We start from the raw sequence: 19,059 nt of genomic DNA on the forward strand, positions 1-19,059 counted from the left end.
TCTTAGGCCAGACTGCTGCGAAGTCTTTCTGCAAACATTTCTGCAAAGCGTTTTGTAGCAGCTGATCGAAACTGCGTGGGAGGATAAACGGCATAGATGCCTCCTGTCGGAAGCGCCCAGTCTCGAACAAGCCGGATCAATGTGCCGTTTTCGATTTCTCTCTTAGCAAAAAAATCCGGCAGAATGGAGATCCCGGCCCCTTCGATTGCCATTACCTTGATCGCTGGTGTTACGTCTGCTCGCAACGCGGGGTTCATTTTTACGTCACAGGTTTCACCGGTTGCTTTACTAAACTTCCAACTCAGTGGGTTTGGCAGGGCTCTGTGTTCGACGAACGGAAACGCTGCCAATCGTTCCGGATGGTCTGGCCGTCCAAGTTGCTCAACCAAATCAGGCGACGCCACTACGATTTGCTGAAAGTCGGCCAACTTGCGCGCAACGTTGGCGGAATTGGCAAGCCAGCCTATAGGTGACAACAAATGCGCCGCGTCCACATGCCCGAAGGCTAGCATATCGCGCAGAGAAGACCATGACGGGGCTGGTCGCAGGTCCAGCGACACGCCTTCGGCATGGTCGAACCCAATCTCGCGCGCGACAATCAACGGGGCCGCGTCAACCAAAGGCATATAGGCGACAGGCAAGGTTACAGTTCTCATGACAACAAACCCGAAGCCGTGACCAAGGCTTCAGCCACATCTGCAACCCGGCGGTTCTGGTTCATCGCTGTTTCTCGCAGCAGGCCGTAGGCCTCGTCTTCAGACACACCCTTGGCTTTCATCAACAACCCTTTGGCACGATCAATCACTTTGCGTTCTTCCAACGCACGGCGGGTCTCGGCCAGTTCGGTCCTCATCTGGCGTAGTACCTGAAACCGGGCGATGGCGGTATCGATCACAGGTTTGATGCGCTCGGCTTGCAGGCCATCGACTACATAGGCTGATACCCCTGCCTCAACGGCGGCTTTCGCTAATCCGCCCGCAGCGCCCGAGACGAACATTGCCACCGGTCGCTCCATCGGACCGGAGGCAACGGTCAACTCTTCCAGCATATCCCGCGATGGATTGTCTATGTCGATCAGAACGATGTCTGGGCTATGCATTGCAATTCTACGTGCCAGTCCGGAGAAATTGCCGATTACAGAAACGTCTACGTCTCCAGACTCTTTTAAGGCGTCCACAATTGCAAAAGCACGTTCTTGATTCTGCTCGACGACAACGACAGTAAGGTGTTGTTTCATAGGCACCCAAGTGAGCCCAAGCTTCATCGATCGCAATTCCAAGGCCACTAAGCGTTTCATCAGGCTGCCAGTTTGCCTAATTTATCAGCATATTTTTACATGCAGCGGAGCGTCTGCACAGTTTTTCTACTTGCCATCAAAGAAATCTGGCATCAGCGCTGGCGTGGCACATTCGATCGACTCTTTAGATTTTTTTTGGGCTAACCTCCTGATCTGGGTGGTCGAATTGCAATTCCATCGACGATGCGAAATCGAATGTCCACTTTGACAGCAAGAACCACGTGATTCCGCAATCGCAGGGAATGACCGCTTCCCGCCTTAAACGACAAATGCTGCGCTTATCACCTAAGTCGCCTTTGGATTCGGTGCAGACCTTCGATGCAATTTGCCCTAACGGCAGCTTTGCGCTTCATCGCTGTCGTATGAGTTCGAAGCTTTGATACCCACTCCCAGGTCGCTGGAAAGCGCTCTCGCGTTAAGTCAGAACCGCATGCGATCTTCCCTTCTTGGTCGTTCGGGTCGATAGTTGCCTTGGCGGCAACCGGTATAAAGAGCAGTGTCGAGATAAGTCTCTTGGCTTCGACGCATGTATTCGGCGAACTGGATTAGTGCATCCACCTGATCATCTTTGAGAGCATCAGGAAACGCCGGCAGTTCCCTGCGGAACTCATCAAACCAGGGCTTGCCCGTGGGGATGACTAACTTGCCAGGGTGCTGTCAGACGGGATTCGAACCAGTCTCAGTTAGGCCAGTATAGCTGCCCTTTATGCCATACCAAGTTCGCGCCACTCGGCGAGAGCGGCGGTGCGTGTCAGCTTGAATGTGTCTCCGCTGGTTAGTGATCTTTCCTGGTTGAAGTGGTTTTAGACGGAGGAATGGACGGGCGCGAATTTCTGCAAGCTTCGCATGCGCCTGAAACGCTGCATGGCGCGTTCTCTTCGTCGAAACGGCAGGTGCGAGTTCTCAACGCGGTTGTTGAGCCACCTTCCCGCCTGTTGTCTTTCGGTAGCGCCAAGCTTCCTGAGAGCGGCCTGATGCGAAGCGATCCGTGACGACGTTTTCCGCTTTACCGTGTCGCTTCATCAATTTCTTGAGGAGTTTCAGTGCTGCGGCTTTGTTTCGGCGTTTGGTGACAACGGCTTCCTGCACTTGGCCGTCGCGATCAACAGCCCGCCAAAGATAATGCCGCTTGCCATTCACCTTCACGAAAATCTCGTCCACATGCCACTTCCATTTGGAGTATGCTTTCAATTGCTGAATACGATTTCTTCGGCTCTCAGAAGCAAACACCGGACCGAACCTGTTCCACCAATATCGGACAGTTTCGTGGCTCACGTCGATGCCTCGCTCGTGCAGCAGGTCTTCGATATTGCACAGCAAGACGCAGAAACCTGTGCGCTTCGAGATATCCGAGAGCACCTGTGCCTCTGTCCAGAAATGGATGGAAGATGAACTCAAGGTCGTTTCAGAGTACCTTTGGCTTGGCGAATTCCACGAAAGATTACACATCTCGACGCGTCAAAAATGCGCGGATTGTTCGAGGTAAGTTTACATCGATCGGCCTGGAAGCAAGCGCAAACGGAACCCATTCAATGAGGCGCAAGAAAGTCACCCAAATCTAGGAGAAAACCGGCAACCTCAAAGCGGTCCAGCTCTTGCTAGGCCATACCAAGATGAACGGTACAGTCCGGTCTCCCTTGTCCGAAGAAGTTACTGCAATTGCATTTCTTAGTCTGGTCGTCATTTTGTGGATCAGTGTCGGAATTAGTGACCTCTCTCCCCGTACTTCCCAAGTAGCATAACTTTGACAGCAAACGTCGTCAGTCACAGAAGGCGGCAAACGGGCCCGACCCGGGGCTATGTGTGGTTACCGAAGGGAATTGATCATGGCGAAACTACTTGATCCGTTTCAGCTCAAGCACCTGACGCTGCGCAACCGCATCGTCAGTACATCTCATGCACCCAACTATGTCGAAGACGGTCACCCTCGAGACCGATACAGGCTGTATCACGAAGAGAAGGCTAAGGGGGGTGTAGCCCTGACCATGATCGGCGGGTCAACCAATATTGCCCCCGACAGCCCTTCGGTTTTTGGCCAGCTCTATGCTGGCAATGACAGTATCATTCCGTGGTTTCGGAAGCTTACGGATGGCGTTCACACGCACGGGGCCGCGGTCATGTGCCAGATCACCCATATGGGGCGTCGAACCGCTTGGGATGACGGTCATTGGCTGCCGGTTTTGGCGCCATCCGGCGTGCGCGAGCGCGCGCACCGTGCCTTTCCCAAAGCAATGGAACAAGAGGACATTGAACGAGTGGTCTGCGATTTTGCCGCTGCGGCGCGACGTTGTCAGCAGGGCGGGTTCGACGGAATCGAGCTTCTGTCCCATTCGCATTTGCTGGGCCAGTTTCTTTCTCCGCTTACCAACCAACGCGACGATGCCTTTGGTGGAACGTTGAAAAACCGCATGCGCCTGACCCTGCAGGTTTTGGATGCGGTGCGCGCAGAGGTTGGTCCAAAGTTCATACTGTCCATGCGTATCACCGGCGATGAGTTGATAGAGGGCGGGCTTAGCGCCGTGGATTGCGTTGCCGCCGCCCGGATGCTGGAAGAAAGTGGCCATGTCGACCTGCTCAACATCTTGGTCGGGGCGCCCTACGATGACCTTGGTCTTGCTGAATGGGTGCGCCCAATGGGTCTGCCAGCTGCCCCGCATATTACTGTGGCCGGGCGCATCCGCGAAGCCGTCAATTTGCCGATCCTGCATGCAGGCGGCATCGCGGACATTGCAACGGCCCGACACGCGGTTACCGGCGGTCATGTCGATCTTGTCGGCATGACGCGCGCCCAAATGGCTGATCCTTATTTGGTCGCAAAACTGGCACGCGGGGAAGAGAAACGTATCCGCACCTGTGTTGGCCTCGGGTATTGCGTAGACCGCGTCAATCAGGGCAAGCCTGCCGTGTGCGGACACAATGCCGCCACCGGGCGGGAGCAAACTTTACCCCATGTTATTCCTGCCAGCCGCACCCGAAAGAAGGTGGTTGTCGTCGGTGGCGGGCCTGGTGGGCTGGAGGCGGCGCGGGTCAGTGCCTTGCGCGGTCACGATGTGGTTTTGTTCGAGGCATCAGATCGACTGGGCGGGCAGCTTGTTTTGGCAGCCAAGGGGGGGACACGTAGGCAGGTATGGGGTGTTGCCGATTGGTTGATTTCCGAGGTGACCGCCCTCGATGTTGATCTCCGCATGAATACCTATGTCGAGGCCAGTGACGTGCTAAGAGAACTCCCGGAGTTGGTCATAGTTGCTACCGGCGGATGGCCCGAGCCATTATCCATTCCGGGCGGCGATCTGGCGCTCTCCAGCTGGGAGGTTCTGTCCGGAGAAGCACGTGTCTCGGGCGAAGTTCTATTGTTCGACGAGGTCGGAGACCATCCCGCGGCAGTCACGGCCGACACGTTGGCAGGCGCCGGCCACAGCGTCGAACTTGTGACCCCCGACCGTGCGCTTCTGCATGACCTTGGCCCAACGACCTCTGCCGTTGCTTTGCGCGATCTAGCAGCAAACGGGGTGACATTTACCTGCCTCCACGAACTCCGTGCTCTAAGCCAAGAGGGAAAACGGGTGTGCGCCAGCCTGCGCAATATCTTGACCGGTGATATCACCAAGCGTCTTGTCGACCACGTGGTTGTCGAACATGGTCTAATCCCGACGGACGCGCTCTATCACGATCTAAAGCCAGGTTCGCGAAACCTTGGGCAGGTCGATCACAAGGCGCTGATCAATGGTTCATTCCCGTTCAGAGACGAGGAGCCGGATGGCCAGTTCTATCTGGCTCGAATTGGTGACGCGATCACAGGCCGCAATATGCACGCCGCGATTCTAGACGCTTTGCGTATTTGCTGTTTAACCTGAGCTGCGCTCCGAGTATCTTTCATCAGTTGCGGCGAAAGCGGACGTGCAGACGGAACGCAGCGAATTTCCGCTCTCGGCTGGTGGTGTTTTTTTCAGCGGCTGCGAAAAGCATATAGTTGACCTAAGTGCCAGAAGATCGAAGGGCGGAGTCATCCGCATAGCGGACTTTGCATCGCTCCTTAAGGGCTCAACGCAGCCGTTCTCTGCGGTGAGACATAACAGGTCCTATAAGCCCAAAGCAGGCCTATTATTCCGCGGCATTATCCAACATACCGGTTGCGAAACTGTTGGTCCCTGCCTCTACATATTTACCATTGAGTGGATAGGGCGAACCATATGCCCGCAAACATCAGTGCTCCACCAATATTTACCCATGTGTGCCAAACAGCATACCGGTAAGGCATAGTTTTTTGGGCGTAAAACACCGTTCCAATGACGTAGGCGGAGGACCCAGCCAAAATGCACCACAATGTTGTGATGGGTACATTCGTGAGGTCTGGAAGGGCACTCAACCCAATTGCGCCCAGTCCAAGGTAGGATGCAGTTGACCATCGTGACTTGACCGCTTCGTTCGTGATCTTGTTCCAGATAGCCACGGCTGTCAGCCCCCAACAAATCCACAGCAAGGCCATCGTCCATGTCGTGCCTGCCAAGACAAAAAAGGGTGTGAAGGTACCCGAAATGCTGGGGTAGATCGCGGCGTGATCAATGCGCCGCATCAGTTTGCGCCCGTGGTGCCACGTGGAAAAGTGATAGGCGACGGATGCTAGATTGGATGACAGCGCACAAAGCACGTAAACCACGACCGCGAGAACCAGTTTAGGTTCGAGGCCGAGGATTGATTTTGAAAGAAGTACTCCCCCGGCCGTCAGGATCGCTACCAGCCCGAACGCATGGACGGCAATGTCGGCATGGCGGTGCGATCGGATAGTGCTAGGATATGTCGTTTCCGTCATTTTGGTTCCGGGCAAAGGTTTGTCTCGCGCTACATCCAGACGCGTGGAGTGTCCATGCTTCCGGCGCGTCAGTTCTCGGCGCTACGACAGATGACTGCCCCGTCCGCTATCTCGCCTTTGTTCTTCCATATGCCCAACGTCCAGTTTGTGTTGTTCGCGAGTGATGCATGAGCCAAGTAAAAAACATCGGTCAAGGTCGGCGCTGGGCTCGAAGCGGACGCTCGAAAAATTTGACCGATCGTTTGCTCTGCTGACGAAGCTGCCGTTCGATTTCTTTGAGCTAAGGTCCGCTCTGTGTGCTTAGCGAGCGCAGCGGAGAGCTGCCAAAGACGGAAAGCAGACATTCGCAATAGTTGGCAACAGGATTTTGAGGCACGTAAAATCAAACTTCTTCTGGATAGGTTGGCAAAGTCTTAGGCCTCGTTGTATAAGGTCAAGAAGAAGCTTTGACTTAGGCAGGCCCCGTTTCGGCGGCTTCCCAATGTTCGCCCATGGCGACTATGCAAGATGTGCCGTTTGCGTAGTTCTGGACAATCATCCAATCGCCGCTTTTGCGGGTAACCCAAACTTCCAACATGGTTTCCGGATCGCGTAGGCCGATGCCCTGGCGTTCAGCACCCAAAACCTCAGTCAGCATGTTCGTCATGCGCGCGCTGTCATCGCAGCTAACATCTTCCATTTTCGCGCTGGCGAGTGTCGGTAGGGCCAATGAAACAGCCACTATCAAACGGGAACGTGTGCGCATATTTGCTCCATTGTCGGATCGGTTTACAAATGTAACAGGTTTGTGACGCCCCGAGGATATAACTTTTAAAAAAAAGAACTTGTTCTGATCAGTGCCGGCCTGGAGAGAGAAAACTGGCTGTCACAAATCGGCTGTGCAAATGCCAAAAAACTGAATCAAATCCGTCACACGGATGTAGTGTAGCGCCAATATCAGCCCCTCAAACAAGGGGGCGATATGTTAAAGATCGACGCGCTGACCAAACGGTTCGGAGACAAGACGGCTGTAAATGCAGCCAACATTTCCGTTAACCAGCCAACAATGATCGGGGTCATCGGCCGTTCCGGGGCTGGTAAATCCACCCTGCTTCGGATGGTCAATCGCCTCAGTGATGCGACCAGCGGGACCATTACTTTTGAAGGTGAAGACATCACAGCTCTTCGAGGCGCGGCCAAGCGGGATTGGCAATCGCGATGCGCGATGATCTTTCAACAGTTCAACCTTGTCCCACGCATGGATGTGGTTTCGAACGTGTTGCACGGTACTTTGAACAAGCGCAGCACTTTGGCGACGATGTTTAACCTGTACCCTCAGTTAGACATCCACCAAGCAATCGATATCCTTGACCGGCTTGGCATTGCCGACCAAGCGCCCAAACGCGCCGAGGCGCTGTCCGGCGGTCAGCAACAGCGCGTCGCCATTGCACGTGCGCTGATGCAGGACCCCAAGATCATTCTGGCAGATGAACCGATTGCCTCGCTCGATCCGATGAACGCCCAAGTGGTCATGCAATCGCTTCGCGACATTCACGAACAAGACGGTCGGACAGTTATTGCCAACCTGCACACACTGGATACCGCGCGCCGGTATTGCGACAGGGTGATCGGAATGCGCGACGGACGGATCGTATTTGATGGCGCGCCTGCGCAGCTGACCACCGGTGTGGCTCGCGAAATATATGGGGCAGGCGCAGATTTTTCCGAAGCCGCTACATCCACCGAAATTGAAACACTGGACATGCCAGAGGCCCATAAAGTCTACGCCTGAGCCAGCTGTCACCCGCGCCTTTCGCGGGCCACCTTCATCAACCCAACGGAGACGAAGATGAAAAAGACCCTCGCATTGGCGCTTGCCGCCACAACTGCTCTGAGCGGAGCCGCCTTCGCTGACGGCATCACGGAATTCCGCATCGGCATTCTGGGTGGCGAAAACGCACAAGACCGCATGAACTCCTATCAGTGTCTGGCCGACTACACGACTGAAGCTCTTGGCGTAGAAACCAAGCTGTTTGCCCCTGCCGATTACAACGGCGTGATACAGGGCTTGCTGGGCGGAACGATCGACATGGCATGGCTGGGCGCATCGTCCTACGCCGCGACTTACCTGCAAGACACGGACGCAGTTGAGCCTGTTCTGATCAAAGTGAACGTTGACGGCTCGGTTGGCTATCACTCGATCGGGTTCGCCCGCAAAGACAGCGGCATTGCGTCGCTCGATGACATGGAAGGCAAAGTCTTTGGCTTTGGCGACCCGAACTCCACGTCGGGCTATCTGATACCGTCCATCGAGATCCCGCAGTACAAAGACGGCGTGACCATGGAATCCGGTGATTACTTCGGCGAAGTGAAATTCACGGGTGGCCACGAGCAAACCATCGTTGCAGTCAACAACGGTGACATTGATGGCGGTGTGACCTGGGCTGACGGTCAGGGCAACTGGGAAGACGGCTACAACTCCGGCGCGCTGCGCAAAGCCGTGGACGCGGGCCTCGTCGACATGAATGACATGGTCCAAATCTGGAAATCCAAAGTGATCCCTGAAGGTCCAATCGTTCTGCGCAAGGCCCTGCCAGCAGACGTGAAAGCTACCATGACCGCGCTGGTCGATGGTCTGTTCGAAACCGATCCCGATTGCGCCTATGGCGTGGCTGCCGGCGACACGCTGGGCTTCCAGCCGGTGACCCACGACACCTACATCTCGATCGTCGAAGCGCGCAAAGCAAAAATCGGTGGCTAAGTCATTTCCATGACGCACCCGACAGGTCTTAGGGCCTGTCGGGATTCTTTTTTCCGGGGACAAAATGGCAGACATTTCCGCAGGCGGCGCACCGCAAAGCGTGGGCAATATCCAGTCGAGCTATATGGCGCAGATTCAGCGGCGTAGACTTTATGGCGGCTTGACCATACTGATCTTCGTCGTCCTGATGGTCTCGGGCTTCAACATCGCTGATGACCGCAATGCGGGCGGTTTCTGGGAAGGACTACACCAAATCGGCCACTATCCGGCCGACGTGCTGTCCGAGGCATGGGAAAAACGCGCCGATCTGCCCGGTTTGATCGCAAAAAGCTTTCCGGCTCTTGTAGAAACCATCAACATCGCCGCAGTCTCGACCCTGATCGGCCTCGTCGGCGGCATCTTTTTGTCTTTGCTGGGCACCCGCGGTCTGGGTAAATGGCCGCGCCTGATCCCGCTCTTTCGGCGCATCTCGGATATCATGCGCGCGGTGCCTGAGATCGTGATCGCGCTTGTTCTGATTTTCGTCCTCGGCGGCGGCCCGGTGCCGGCTATGATTGCCATTGCCTTCCACACGGCAGGCGCACTGGGAAAGATGTTCTCCGAGGTCGCTGAAAATGCTGATCTCAAGCCTGTTGAGGGTCTTGCTTCGACGGGTGCGACATGGTCGCAGCGCATGCTCTTGGGCGTGTTGCCGCAGGTCGCGCCTAACTACATTAGTTATTCTTTGCTGCGGTTCGAGATCAACATTCGCGCGTCCGCCATCCTTGGCTTTGTTGGTGCGGGAGGTATTGGCTACGAGCTGCGCAATGCCATGGCTTGGGGCCCTGGCCGGTTTGACGAAGCCGCAGCGATCTTCATATTACTGTTCGGAACCATCGTGTTCTTTGATCAGGTCTCCAGCCGCTACCGCAACCGATTGACAGAGGGGCAAGGCCAATGACAGCGACCGATCTAAGCCTGACCAAACACACGGCCGACAAGCTATTTCAACGCAAGCGGCTCATCGGCTTCGGCATCCCGGCAGTTATTTTCGCCTATTTGGTCTGTATTTTCTTTGTCTTCGATATTCCCGGGCTCGCGCAGCGGGCCAATATCGACAACGCAGTCACGCTCGCCTCTGACAGTTGGTCGCACAAGGTTCACGTCACACGCGACAACCATTCCGGCGAGATAAGCTATGCTGTCGAGGGCGAGCGTAAAGGCCGCTACCCCGCAGGTCAGCACCCGGATTGGGTCAGTGGCGACGAAGTGATCACTATCGATCTGGGTGGCGACAATATTGTGCGCTACTTGCCGGAAAACCGGACCGAGATCGAGGTGCCCGGTTTTCCCTTGATCGAAGTGCAGGCCGAGGGGCGCAGCCTAACCAGTAACCTGCGGGAAGACTTGCCCGATTGGATTTCAGCCTCAAACCGCCGCATCGGGATCACGACGCAAGAGGGCCGGATTACGCTGACCGGTGCGCGCACCGAAGTGTTCAACTATTTCCCCGGATGGGAGCTATTTTGGTTCACCCTCGACAGTCCGTACCACGGCCAAAGCCTTGGTTCGATACTGTTTGGCGAACGATTGGACCTCGAGCGCAGCAACTTTGCTGGGGCAGTGTCCGATTGGTGGAACAACAAGATGTGGCGGCACAAGGATGTCGCCTGGGCGATAGGTGAAACGATCCTGATGGCTTTCCTTGGCACGATGGGGGCCGCGATCCTGGCTCTGCCTCTGGCCTTTTTAGCAGCCAAGCGTTTTTCGCCATTTATGCTGCTACGGGCGAGCACGCGGCGGGTTTTTGACTTTGTACGCGGGGTCGATGCGCTGATCTGGACCGTTGTCCTGGTACGCGCTTTCGGGCCGGGACCGCTGACAGGAACACTGGCAATTCTGATCACGGACACCGGCACGTTCGGTAAGATCTTCTCCGAAGCATTAGAAAACGTGGACCAGAAGCAGATCGAAGGCGTTTCCTCGACCGGGGCCAAACCGCTGCAACGCTACCGCTTTGGCGTGATCCCACAGGTGGTTCCGGTGCTTCTGGCGCAGATCTTCTACTTCCTGGAGTCCAACACGCGTTCGGCCACTGTCATTGGGGCAATCACCGGTGGTGGCATCGGCCTTATGCTGACTCAGGCTATCCAGACCCAGAAGGATTGGGAAGAGGTCGCCTATTACATCGTCCTGATCATCTTAATGGTGATGTTTATGGATTGGTTCTCGGGATGGCTGCGCGGCAAATTGATCGGAAGAAAGGACTAATGTTGGACGACAAAACTATGCCCAAACTCTCGGCAGACACACCCTTTATTCATCCTGATTGCGTAATTACAGACAGTGGCATTGGCGCATTTGTCGAGATCGGCAAAGGCTCGCACATTAACAATTCGGTTTTTGGCGACTACAGCTATTGCGACCGTTACGCTGACATCGCGAATGCCCAAATTGGCAAATTTGCCAATATCGCAGCCTTTACGCGCATCGGCGCAACAGACCACCCCCTGCACACCGCTTCTTTGCATCACTTTAAGTATCGTTCTGACAACTATTGGCATGATGCTGGGCGCGACGAAGCATTCTTTGCTCACCGCACGTCCCACACCGCCACCATCGGCCATGACACGTGGGTCGGTGTAGGTGTCATGGTGAAACCAGAGGTCACATTGGGTCACGGCGCTGTCGTCGCGGCGGGCGCTGTTGTGACCAAGGACATAGAACCCTATACCATTGTCGGAGGTACTCCGGCTAAACCATTGCGCCTTCGTCAACCACCTGAAATCGCGGAACGACTGATCGCTCTGGCCTGGTGGGACTGGCCACATGCGGCCCTCTACGCAGCGCTTCAAGATTTTCGGACGCTAAGCGCAGAAGCCTTTTGGGAAAAATACCAAGGTTCTGACGGCGCGTAGCAAAACTGTCGCGCTCAGAGAAGCCGTCGCCGTGGAGCAGTAAGTAAGGGTTGGAAAAACGGCAGCTTTGGGCTCGAAGCAGACATTCACTGCAACTTTCTTGAACGTCTATAGGTTTGAACTGAAAATTGCGGATCGATTGAAAGAACGGCCTCTACCGCTTTCTTAGCGTTTTCAGTGTCATCAAAATCAGCGTGGATCGCGGCCAAACGGACTTGACACAACACGGTGTCTGGCAGGCGGGTTTCCAAGTGTCGATAAACTGTTCATGCTGTTTGCCGTGATTTCGCGAAAATCGGTTTCTGTTTCTTGGAAAGTGTTTCAAAAGCTGACGTTCGCGGCAGATGCAGCAATTAGTAGGTTTGGGCTCGAAGCGGACATTCGACGGGCTGCTGTCAGGCGAATTCGAACCAGTCACAGTTTGCCGTGAAACCGTGAACCTATCCGGAACAAAGTTGACGCCACTCGGCAAGAGCAGCGCTGCGCGTCAACTTGAAGGTATCTCTGCCGGCGAGCGACCTTTCCAGGTAGAAGTGATTGTAGACGGAGGAATGGACGGAGGCGAATTTCTGTAAACTTCGCATGCGCTTGAAACGTTGCATGGCGCGTTCTCGTCGTCGGAAAGGAAGGTGCGAATTCTCAACGCGATTGTTGAGCCACCTGCCCGTCTGTTGTTTTTCCAGTGCACCCATTTCTCTAAGCGCAGCCTTCTAGGATGCGAAGCGATCCGCGACTACTTCTTCAGCTTTGCCGTGCCGCTTCATTAATTTCCTGAGGAATTTCAGTGCTGCAGTTTTGTTTCGACGCTTCGTGACGACGGCCTCAAGCACTTCACCTTCGTGATCGACGGCACGCCAGAGATAGTGGCGTTTGCCGTTCACCTTCACGAATACTTCGTCTACGTGCCACTTCCATTTTGAAATGGCCCAGAGTTTCTGGACCCATTTTCTTCGGATCTCTGATGCAAACATCGGACCGAACCTGTTCCACCAGTAACGGACAGTTTCATGGCTCACATCGATCCCGCGTTCGTGCAGTAGGTCTTCAACATTGCGGAGTGAAAGCGGAAATCAGATGTACAGCATCACCGCCAGGCGGATAATCTCAGGACTGGTTTTGAAGTACTTGAAGGAGGCAGGTCTGGTCATGGGCAAAATCTATGCAACCGCCCTGCCCCGCGCAAGCAAAGTTCTTCTGACAAGACCCTTCTGACAGCTTTCCGTACGCTCTTCGGGAAATTTTAGAATGAAATGGACATGCAGTTTGCCGCGGTCCAAAGCCCAATTCCAAAGCTGAGATGTGCAAAGACGCTCTTGAGCCGCGCAGCTCGTGGGTCGGGCGTCAACCGTGCCGCCAGCCCCGCTCCAATGCCCGGTTGAAGGATCAGAAAAGGCGCGAGCACTGTAAGAACTCCAAATGCAATCGCAGGCAGCAGGCTCGGCGCTTCAAGCCAGCCCCGACCGACAACGGCCAAAAAACCCAGCGCAAACACGGCGCCCGTCAGATAATGTGCACTCCAGCCCAACAAACGCTCCGCCGGAACAGGGTCGCTGGCCATGATGTGCCTATGAATAAACCGCCCCTGCGCGACATTGCCGAGCCAACGGCCCACTATCGCGTAGTTGAGCGATTGCTGAGAGAAGATCAGCTTCTGGGAAAGGGCGACCATATCCATGAAGGCTGTCGCGCCTATACCGATCAGAACAGCGCTAAAGAAAATTTCTGTTGTCATTGAGGTATCGACCTTAGTTTCTGTTGATATTTTGCAGTGGAGGGGCAACATGCAACTTCATGCCCACTTGAGGTCAAGACCATGCTCGACATTTCCGAACTCTCTCGCGAAAGCGGATTTTCACCGTCAAAACTCCGCTATTATGAAGAGGTTGGCCTGATCCGGTCGGTGGGTCGACGGGGATTGAAACGTCTCTATGAGGATGAGGTGAAGACGCGAATATCCCTCATTTCTCTGGCGCAAACCGCAGGGTTTTCACTCGGCGAGATCAAAGTGACGATGGGTTCAGAAGGCAGGCCCGATCTGGATCGTACTGTTCTGGCAGCAAAGGCCGATGCAATTGACGTGAGAATCAAGGAACTAACAGCGTTACGGGACGGCCTTCGCCATGTCATGAATTGCACCACCGAAAACCATCTGGATTGCCCTCGGTTTCAGCGCATCATCCGGGTTGCACTGACGAAGAAGCAGGTCGATGCGAAACGTTCTAAAAGGAATCCCGACAAAGGGTGAAGGGATTAAGCGTCGACCCCGATCCACCATTTCGGGGCTGTTGACGGGTAGAGATACTGGAACCACTGCCGCCCGGACTTCACGCGTCCCTAGTGTTCAGCGCGGTAATTCGCTGAATGGACAGACATCGTCCTTGAACGGAACATGCCGTCTCCGGAACGATGTTCCCTCGACGATCTCGGGGCGGCTGATCCGATCCATGCGAAAATGCCGGAAATCCTCACGGCTGGAATCCCAGGCTACGAGATACCAGAGCGGCGGCAGGATGAGCATAGCTTGCGGTTCGACTTCGCGACTCGTCTTCGCGCTCTTGGCGTCCCGATAGCCGAAGCGCAGGTTTTGCCGTTGCAGAAACGCGGTTTCGAAGGCAGGCAAAAGCGCAGGGTCAATAGTGCCCATTTCTGAGATGTCCTGTTTGGGCGAAAGTTGTCCGACATGCAGGCAGTCAAGGAACCTGCGCAAATCCCGCACTTTGTCCGACGGCAGGGCCTTCTCGATCTTAGCAAGCCCCGCGTCGGCGAGACCAGAGAAGGGAAGGCTTCGCGCCGCACGCATGGCCGCGACACTGACGAGAAGAGCAAACACCTCTGCGACCGAGAGTCGGGCGGTGGTCTGCACGGATTGCGGATCAAGTTGCACGCCCCCGCCGCGCCCACATTCGGAATGGATGACAAAGCCCTGGTCGCGCAACGCCCCGATATCGCGCAATACAGTTCGTCTGGATGCACCGACCTTACAGGCCAGTTCATCTACCGTTGCTGTTCCGTTTCGGCGAAGTGTGCGCACGATGATATCATGTCGGAGGCGGATGTTCATTTATTCACCCTAGCATAATTAGTGACAGATTTTGTCACCGTAGCGACCTAAGTCGATCCCGGACCACTCAGCAAGGAGAATGAACATGACGTCCCGAGATCAGAAAATATCCCATCGCGCATTGCCGATCGTCGTCAATCCACCACATCTGTATGATCCCACACCAAACGGCTACAGCACGGCAGTCATCTCTCCTGCTGCAGGTCGGCTGGCCTTTGTCTCAGGACAGGGAGGACAGGATCAAACCGGGAACCTATCGCCGGAGTTCGCCAAGCAGGTTGAGCAAACCTACGCAAATCTGGCTGCTGTACTCGACGCGCTAGGCGCTCTCCCCCATCACGTCGTGAAGCTGACCGTGTTCGTGGTTGACCACGATATGTCGAAGCTGGGTGTGCTGACCGAAAATGTACTGCGGTTGTTTGGCGATACACTGCCCGCGCAAACGCTGATCCCCGTTCCGAAGCTTGCCATCGACCCGATGCTCTTCGAGGTCGAAGCTGTCGTGCTTTTGGATTGAGCGCTCGATTGCGGCGGCGACTTGCCGCCGCAATCACAAATGTAACTGGTTTGCGAAGTGGAAGCCTACGTTCGCAAACTGCGCAGCATCGGTTACTATTGGGCTTGATGCTGACGCCGGAGCTATCGCGGCATCTTTTCGACTGCCCGACCTCGCTCAGGTGTGAGCTGCCCAAAGAAGACATTCGGCCACCAGTCACGACCCTGCGATTGCAGCCCGCATTGCCGCCAATCATGGAGTGCACAGCAATATTGAGATTAAGACGCCAACTGGGGTTAGTTGAAATTTGAAGACCCGCAAGTGTTCACGAGCATTTTCACTTACATCAGAACAATCTGTCTTCTGAGCTTTACCAAACCCTTATCAAACGGTGGATCAAGTGAACGCCGCGGAATCGTTAGTCAAAACCTTCTTGCACTGTGGCGTGGATACCGTTTTTGCCAATCTTGGCACAACTGAATTGCATTTTGTCGCAGCCCTTGATGACCACCCCGAGATGAATTGCGTTTTGTGCCTTTTCGAAGGTGGTACGACGGGCGCTGCAGATGGCTACTATCGTATGATACGAGACGTTGCAGGTACGTTGCTTCATCTTGCGCCAGGATTCGGCAACGCATTTGCAAATCTATATAACTCCCGGAAATCCGGTTCTGGGATTGTGAATGTGGTCGGAGATCATGCAACGCATCACCCGCGCTACGAAAGCCCGCTCAAAGGCGACATCGTCGGCATCAGTCAGGCCGTAAGCCATTGGACACGGGTTTCTGCGGATGCCAAGAGCGTTGCCGTGGACGGTGCTTCAGCAATACAGGCTGCTCGGTCTCAAAACGGCCAGATTGCCACGCTGATCCTTCCTGCCGATACCGCCTAGGAGGCCGCCAATGGCCCGGTGACGACAAGCTTGTCAACCCAGCAATGTCATCACCCGTCCACCGATGGTATCGAAGCTACGGCTACACGCCTGACTACGCAACAAGCTGCCCTTATGATCGGGGGCGCCGCTCTTTTTGGGCCGCTTCGCGAAACGGTTGGCAAAATCTCGGCGAAAACAGGATGCCGGGTGCTAGCCGACACGCTGACCCCCCGCATCTCAAAGGGTGCTGGGGCGGCAAAATTGGATCAGTTGGTTTATCCGATCACACCCAATATTGCTCAGCTAGATGGCACATCCTCAATCACCTTGTTAGGCACAGACAGGCCCGTTTCTTTTTTTGCCTACCCGGGTAAGCCAAGTGTCCCAGAGCCATCGGATTGTCAGATTGTGGATCTTTGTAGCCCAACGGATGATATCGACCGGACGCTTCAATTTCTGGCGGATGCCGTCGGCATAGCCAGCAAAATCTCGGCGAATACATACCCTCTTGAATTGCCTTCCATTCCTGGTGGACAGTTGACGCTGGCGAAGGTTGGTCAGACCTTGGCGGCTATGCTCCCTGAGAACGCTATCCTGTGCAATGAATCAGTGACTTCCGGGTTCCACGTCATTCCGCCGACCACCACTGCCCGGCCGCACGATTTGTTTGCCGGAACTGGCGGGGCAAACGGCCTGTGTCTGTCATGTACCCCCTGCAGTCCTTGTGGACCATGGCGCGCGAAAGCCTCGACATAACCGTGATTGTATTTGCCAACCGCGGGTATCAGATTCTTCGGGATGAGCTTACGTATGTCGGTGTAGAGAGCTTCGGTCGAAACGCTCAAGCAATGTTTGATGTAGAGAATCCGGCGCTCGACTGGGTTTCTTTGGCGAAAGGGCATGGTGTTCCCGGCGTGCGAGCCGAAGATATCGATGGCTTTGCAAAAGCATTGTCTGTGGGACTCTCAAGTAGTGGTCCATCTTTGATCGAAGTTGTTTGTCCCTTACCCGCTTAAGAAAATCGCTTTGTAAAAAGAAAGAACTACGAGATTGACTGGACCTCCGGCCCTGAACTGTCGTTCGTAGACGCGGCAAGTTGACCAACGCGCTTACCCAACGTTCGTGAGCAGCGCAGCGTATGACGGCAAAGAGTCCAAAGCGGTCAAATGTTCAGCAAAGCCCTTGCTGCCGCAGCGGAACACGGCATTCGCCTGACGGTAGTAGTGACAGTGTCGGCATTTTTGACATGAAAAATATCAGGTGGTCTGAATGCACAACCAAATATTTGTTGTCAAATTTCAAGCATAAACTCTATGCGTCCATACAGATCAGTCTTTCTAAATCGGATGGCCCTACTCAGGCACTATGTTGTGATTGATCCTGAACAGATTTTTTGGATCATAGCTGCCCTTTATTTTCGAAAGCTTCCCGCTGTTTTGGCCGTATGCACCAGCCATATGATCCGCTTCGTCTTCGGGCATAAAGTTTACATACGCGCTACCGGTCGCATGAGGCCGCATCTGATCATAAAGTCCCCGCGCCCACGCAATGCACTCATCATCCTTGTTCGGGTCTTCCCAACGAGTATGAACATTCATTATGAAGTGTGCTGATCGTTGCGGATAAGCTGTTGAGTGGGGTTCAATGCGTGCCATTGCGCCACCTACATGCGCAATAAATACTTCGCAAGCAGGGTCGGGAAGGCTGGAAACCGCCTCGAGAAGACCTGTGATCGCTTCCGAAGAAAGCGCGTCGAAATCATGGCTTTTCCAATAGTTCCGGGCGCCCGGTGTGAGCAAAGGGTCGAATGCTGCTTGCCAGTCTACAAACTTGTGAGGTGAGATAACGTCGGCTATTGGTTCTCCAAGCGCGCGCAAAGCCGACATTGCTATTTCACCCTCGTTCATAGGGCCGCTGTAGCAAGCCGCGAAGATTAGCACCTCTCTCCCATGCCACTCTTCTGGTAGGAACGGGAGGGGAGGAGCTTTTCGCATCACGCTCCAGACGGTCAGCTCATCGGGTGAATCATCTGCAATGGCTGCGAATTCTGCAAGCAGCTCTGGCGCCTTTTCGATCGGGTGAACGATCAGGCCGGACAGAACATCGGGCCCAAGATCATGCAACTGGAACTCGAATGAGGTCACGACGCCGAAATTGCCGCCTCCACCGCGGATGGCCCAGAAAAGCTCCGGATGGCTTGTGGGCGAGGCGGTGACAATCGTCCCATCTGCCGTCACAACTTCTGCCGACAGAAGATTGTCGATCGTCATTCCGAATTTCCGCGTCGTCCACCCAAAGCCGCCACCAAGAGTCAGGCCAGCGATTCCAGTTGTCGAATTGATGCCGACAGGGACAGCAAGCCCATGAGCCTGAGTTTCGCGATCTACATCGCCAAGCAATGCACCCGGTGCAACCCTAGCAGTCTTGTTGACAGGGTCTACGTGTACCGATTGCATCTGGGACAGATCGAGTAATACCGTCTCGTCTGCAACAGCGTGACCTGCAATTTGATGCCCACCTGATCGGATTGACATTATGAGGCTGGTGTCTCTAACAAAGTTTACAGCTTTCTGTACGTCGCTCGCCCCCATCGCGCGGATCACGAACCCAGGGTGACGTTCGAACATGCTGTTCCATGTTGTTCTTGCGCCTTCATATTCCGGAGTGCCCTGAAAGTAGACGCCGCCGCGAAGCGAGGAATTAAGCGCATCCAAAGCGTCTTGACTCACAGTTGCCGTGATTCCGTCGAGTGTTTTTATGTCGTACATGCATAGGCCTCCCTGTTTTCAGGTCAGGCTTCTTGCGCGGCTGCCTCATGTAGTTGTGACTTCCGATGCGTTGTCCCGCAGATAAATCGCCTCGGATTAGGTTTTTGAACTGCGAA

17 protein-coding genes and 3 pseudogenes are annotated in these 19,059 nt (G+C 54.8%); 11 read left to right on the forward strand and 9 right to left on the reverse strand.

Annotated elements, in window-relative coordinates; all coding sequences use genetic code 11:
* Nucleotides 1-2: 2 nt before the first annotated feature.
* The 3 genes and pseudogenes from DK510_RS23065 to DK510_RS00940 form a co-directional block, all read right to left on the reverse strand.
* Entirely contained in the window at nt 3-656 is a 654-nt protein-coding gene (locus DK510_RS23065) for a LysR substrate-binding domain-containing protein (protein ID WP_109310520.1), read from the reverse strand.
* Nucleotides 653-1,237, reverse strand: coding sequence for an ANTAR domain-containing response regulator (locus tag DK510_RS00935; protein WP_109310591.1), 585 nt, complete (start codon nt 1,235-1,237; stop codon nt 653-655). The genes DK510_RS23065 and DK510_RS00935 overlap by 4 nt, the downstream gene beginning before the upstream one ends.
* Before the next feature lie 764 nt (nt 1,238-2,001).
* A pseudogene (locus DK510_RS00940) lies at nt 2,002-2,626 on the reverse strand (IS6 family transposase); the annotation flags it as partial.
* On the opposite strand from DK510_RS00940, the pseudogene DK510_RS23070 reads away from it, so the two are divergent.
* Both DK510_RS23070 and DK510_RS00950 read left to right on the forward strand, forming a co-directional pair.
* A pseudogene (locus DK510_RS23070) lies at nt 2,595-3,039 on the forward strand (tyrosine-type recombinase/integrase); the annotation flags it as partial. The pseudogenes DK510_RS00940 and DK510_RS23070 overlap by 32 nt on opposite strands.
* Nucleotides 3,040-3,123: 84 nt before the next feature.
* A complete protein-coding gene (locus DK510_RS00950) occupies nt 3,124-5,151 on the forward strand; it encodes an NADH:flavin oxidoreductase (protein WP_109310592.1) in 2,028 nt (675 codons plus the stop codon).
* Nucleotides 5,152-5,459: 308 nt separating this feature from the next.
* Here the strand turns inward: DK510_RS00950 and DK510_RS00955 are convergent, their stop codons facing one another.
* The gene (locus tag DK510_RS00955; protein WP_109310521.1) at nt 5,460-6,107 is read right to left on the reverse strand and encodes a hemolysin III family protein; all 648 of its coding nucleotides are present in this window, start codon (nt 6,105-6,107) and stop codon (nt 5,460-5,462) included.
* 451 nt (nt 6,108-6,558) lie between these two features.
* The gene (locus DK510_RS00965) at nt 6,559-6,852 is read right to left on the reverse strand and encodes a hypothetical protein (RefSeq protein WP_109310523.1); all 294 of its coding nucleotides are present in this window, start codon (nt 6,850-6,852) and stop codon (nt 6,559-6,561) included.
* A 216-nt stretch (nt 6,853-7,068) separates the two neighbouring features.
* Here DK510_RS00965 and phnC point away from each other — a divergent pair, with 216 nt between their 5' ends.
* The 5 genes from phnC to DK510_RS00990 all read left to right on the forward strand — a co-directional run bounded on the left by phnC (nt 7,069) and on the right by DK510_RS00990 (nt 11,744).
* Nucleotides 7,069-7,878, forward strand: coding sequence for a phosphonate ABC transporter ATP-binding protein (gene phnC, locus DK510_RS00970; protein ID WP_108858554.1), 810 nt, complete (start codon nt 7,069-7,071; stop codon nt 7,876-7,878).
* 57 nt (nt 7,879-7,935) lie between these two features.
* Entirely contained in the window at nt 7,936-8,847 is a 912-nt protein-coding gene (phnD, locus tag DK510_RS00975) for a phosphonate ABC transporter substrate-binding protein (protein WP_109310524.1), read from the forward strand.
* A gap of 64 nt (nt 8,848-8,911) precedes the next feature.
* The gene (gene phnE / locus DK510_RS00980) at nt 8,912-9,787 is read left to right on the forward strand and encodes a phosphonate ABC transporter, permease protein PhnE (protein ID WP_109310525.1); all 876 of its coding nucleotides are present in this window, start codon (nt 8,912-8,914) and stop codon (nt 9,785-9,787) included.
* Complete coding sequence (gene phnE, locus DK510_RS00985) at nt 9,784-11,097, forward strand: phosphonate ABC transporter, permease protein PhnE (RefSeq protein WP_109310526.1); 1,314 nt, start codon at nt 9,784-9,786, stop codon at nt 11,095-11,097. Before phnE (DK510_RS00980) ends, phnE (DK510_RS00985) begins: the two co-directional genes overlap by 4 nt.
* A gap of 17 nt (nt 11,098-11,114) precedes the next feature.
* Nucleotides 11,115-11,744: a chloramphenicol acetyltransferase gene (locus DK510_RS00990; protein ID WP_109310593.1), complete on the forward strand. Its 630-nt coding sequence runs from the start codon at nt 11,115-11,117 to the stop codon at nt 11,742-11,744.
* Between the two features lie 440 nt (nt 11,745-12,184).
* Here DK510_RS00990 and DK510_RS00995 read toward each other — a convergent pair.
* Nucleotides 12,185-12,892, reverse strand: a pseudogene (locus DK510_RS00995) (IS6 family transposase).
* Between the two features lie 92 nt (nt 12,893-12,984).
* The gene (locus tag DK510_RS01000; protein WP_109310527.1) at nt 12,985-13,476 is read right to left on the reverse strand and encodes a DUF2938 domain-containing protein; all 492 of its coding nucleotides are present in this window, start codon (nt 13,474-13,476) and stop codon (nt 12,985-12,987) included.
* Between the two features lie 81 nt (nt 13,477-13,557).
* Between DK510_RS01000 and DK510_RS01005 the strand changes: the two genes are divergently transcribed.
* Nucleotides 13,558-13,989, forward strand: coding sequence for a helix-turn-helix domain-containing protein (locus DK510_RS01005; protein ID WP_109310528.1), 432 nt, complete (start codon nt 13,558-13,560; stop codon nt 13,987-13,989).
* A 96-nt stretch (nt 13,990-14,085) separates the two neighbouring features.
* Here the strand turns inward: DK510_RS01005 and DK510_RS01010 are convergent, their stop codons facing one another.
* On the reverse strand, nt 14,086-14,805 hold the full coding sequence (locus DK510_RS01010) for a YafY family protein (protein ID WP_109310529.1): 720 nt from the start codon (nt 14,803-14,805) through the stop codon (nt 14,086-14,088).
* Nucleotides 14,806-14,890: 85 nt separating this feature from the next.
* Here DK510_RS01010 and DK510_RS01015 point away from each other — a divergent pair, with 85 nt between their 5' ends.
* The 3 genes from DK510_RS01015 to DK510_RS23080 all read left to right on the forward strand — a co-directional run bounded on the left by DK510_RS01015 (nt 14,891) and on the right by DK510_RS23080 (nt 17,191).
* A complete protein-coding gene (locus DK510_RS01015) occupies nt 14,891-15,322 on the forward strand; it encodes a RidA family protein (RefSeq protein ID WP_109310530.1) in 432 nt (143 codons plus the stop codon).
* Between the two features lie 379 nt (nt 15,323-15,701).
* On the forward strand, nt 15,702-16,193 hold the full coding sequence (locus DK510_RS23075) for a thiamine pyrophosphate-binding protein (RefSeq protein ID WP_234998839.1): 492 nt from the start codon (nt 15,702-15,704) through the stop codon (nt 16,191-16,193).
* Nucleotides 16,194-16,906: 713 nt separating this feature from the next.
* Nucleotides 16,907-17,191, forward strand: coding sequence for a thiamine pyrophosphate-dependent enzyme (locus DK510_RS23080; RefSeq protein WP_234998840.1), 285 nt, complete (start codon nt 16,907-16,909; stop codon nt 17,189-17,191).
* Between the two features lie 336 nt (nt 17,192-17,527).
* Here DK510_RS23080 and DK510_RS01025 read toward each other — a convergent pair whose 3' ends face one another.
* Complete coding sequence (locus DK510_RS01025) at nt 17,528-18,943, reverse strand: FAD-binding oxidoreductase (protein WP_109310531.1); 1,416 nt, start codon at nt 18,941-18,943, stop codon at nt 17,528-17,530.
* Nucleotides 18,944-19,059: the final 116 nt, after the last annotated feature.

The sequence above is a fragment of the Ruegeria sp. AU67 genome, assembly GCF_900312795.1.
In the GTDB taxonomy this organism is placed as follows: domain Bacteria; phylum Pseudomonadota; class Alphaproteobacteria; order Rhodobacterales; family Rhodobacteraceae; genus Ruegeria; species Ruegeria atlantica.

Coding starts and splice junctions, on each gene's coding strand:
- DK510_RS23065 (WP_109310520.1), bottom strand. CDS start 656: ATGAGAACTGTAACCTTGCCTGTCGCCTATATGCCTTTGGTTGACGCG.
- DK510_RS00935 (WP_109310591.1), bottom strand. CDS start 1,237: ATGAAACAACACCTTACTGTCGTTGTCGTCGAGCAGAATCAAGAACGT.
- DK510_RS00950 (WP_109310592.1), top strand. CDS start 3,124: ATGGCGAAACTACTTGATCCGTTTCAGCTCAAGCACCTGACGCTGCGC.
- DK510_RS00955 (WP_109310521.1), bottom strand. CDS start 6,107: ATGACGGAAACGACATATCCTAGCACTATCCGATCGCACCGCCATGCC.
- DK510_RS00965 (WP_109310523.1), bottom strand. CDS start 6,852: ATGCGCACACGTTCCCGTTTGATAGTGGCTGTTTCATTGGCCCTACCG.
- phnC (WP_108858554.1), top strand. CDS start 7,069: ATGTTAAAGATCGACGCGCTGACCAAACGGTTCGGAGACAAGACGGCT.
- phnD (WP_109310524.1), top strand. CDS start 7,936: ATGAAAAAGACCCTCGCATTGGCGCTTGCCGCCACAACTGCTCTGAGC.
- phnE (WP_109310525.1), top strand. CDS start 8,912: ATGGCAGACATTTCCGCAGGCGGCGCACCGCAAAGCGTGGGCAATATC.
- phnE (WP_109310526.1), top strand. CDS start 9,784: ATGACAGCGACCGATCTAAGCCTGACCAAACACACGGCCGACAAGCTA.
- DK510_RS00990 (WP_109310593.1), top strand. CDS start 11,115: ATGCCCAAACTCTCGGCAGACACACCCTTTATTCATCCTGATTGCGTA.
- DK510_RS01000 (WP_109310527.1), bottom strand. CDS start 13,476: ATGACAACAGAAATTTTCTTTAGCGCTGTTCTGATCGGTATAGGCGCG.
- DK510_RS01005 (WP_109310528.1), top strand. CDS start 13,558: ATGCTCGACATTTCCGAACTCTCTCGCGAAAGCGGATTTTCACCGTCA.
- DK510_RS01010 (WP_109310529.1), bottom strand. CDS start 14,805: ATGAACATCCGCCTCCGACATGATATCATCGTGCGCACACTTCGCCGA.
- DK510_RS01015 (WP_109310530.1), top strand. CDS start 14,891: ATGACGTCCCGAGATCAGAAAATATCCCATCGCGCATTGCCGATCGTC.
- DK510_RS23080 (WP_234998840.1), top strand. CDS start 16,907: ATGGCGCGCGAAAGCCTCGACATAACCGTGATTGTATTTGCCAACCGC.
- DK510_RS01025 (WP_109310531.1), bottom strand. CDS start 18,943: ATGTACGACATAAAAACACTCGACGGAATCACGGCAACTGTGAGTCAA.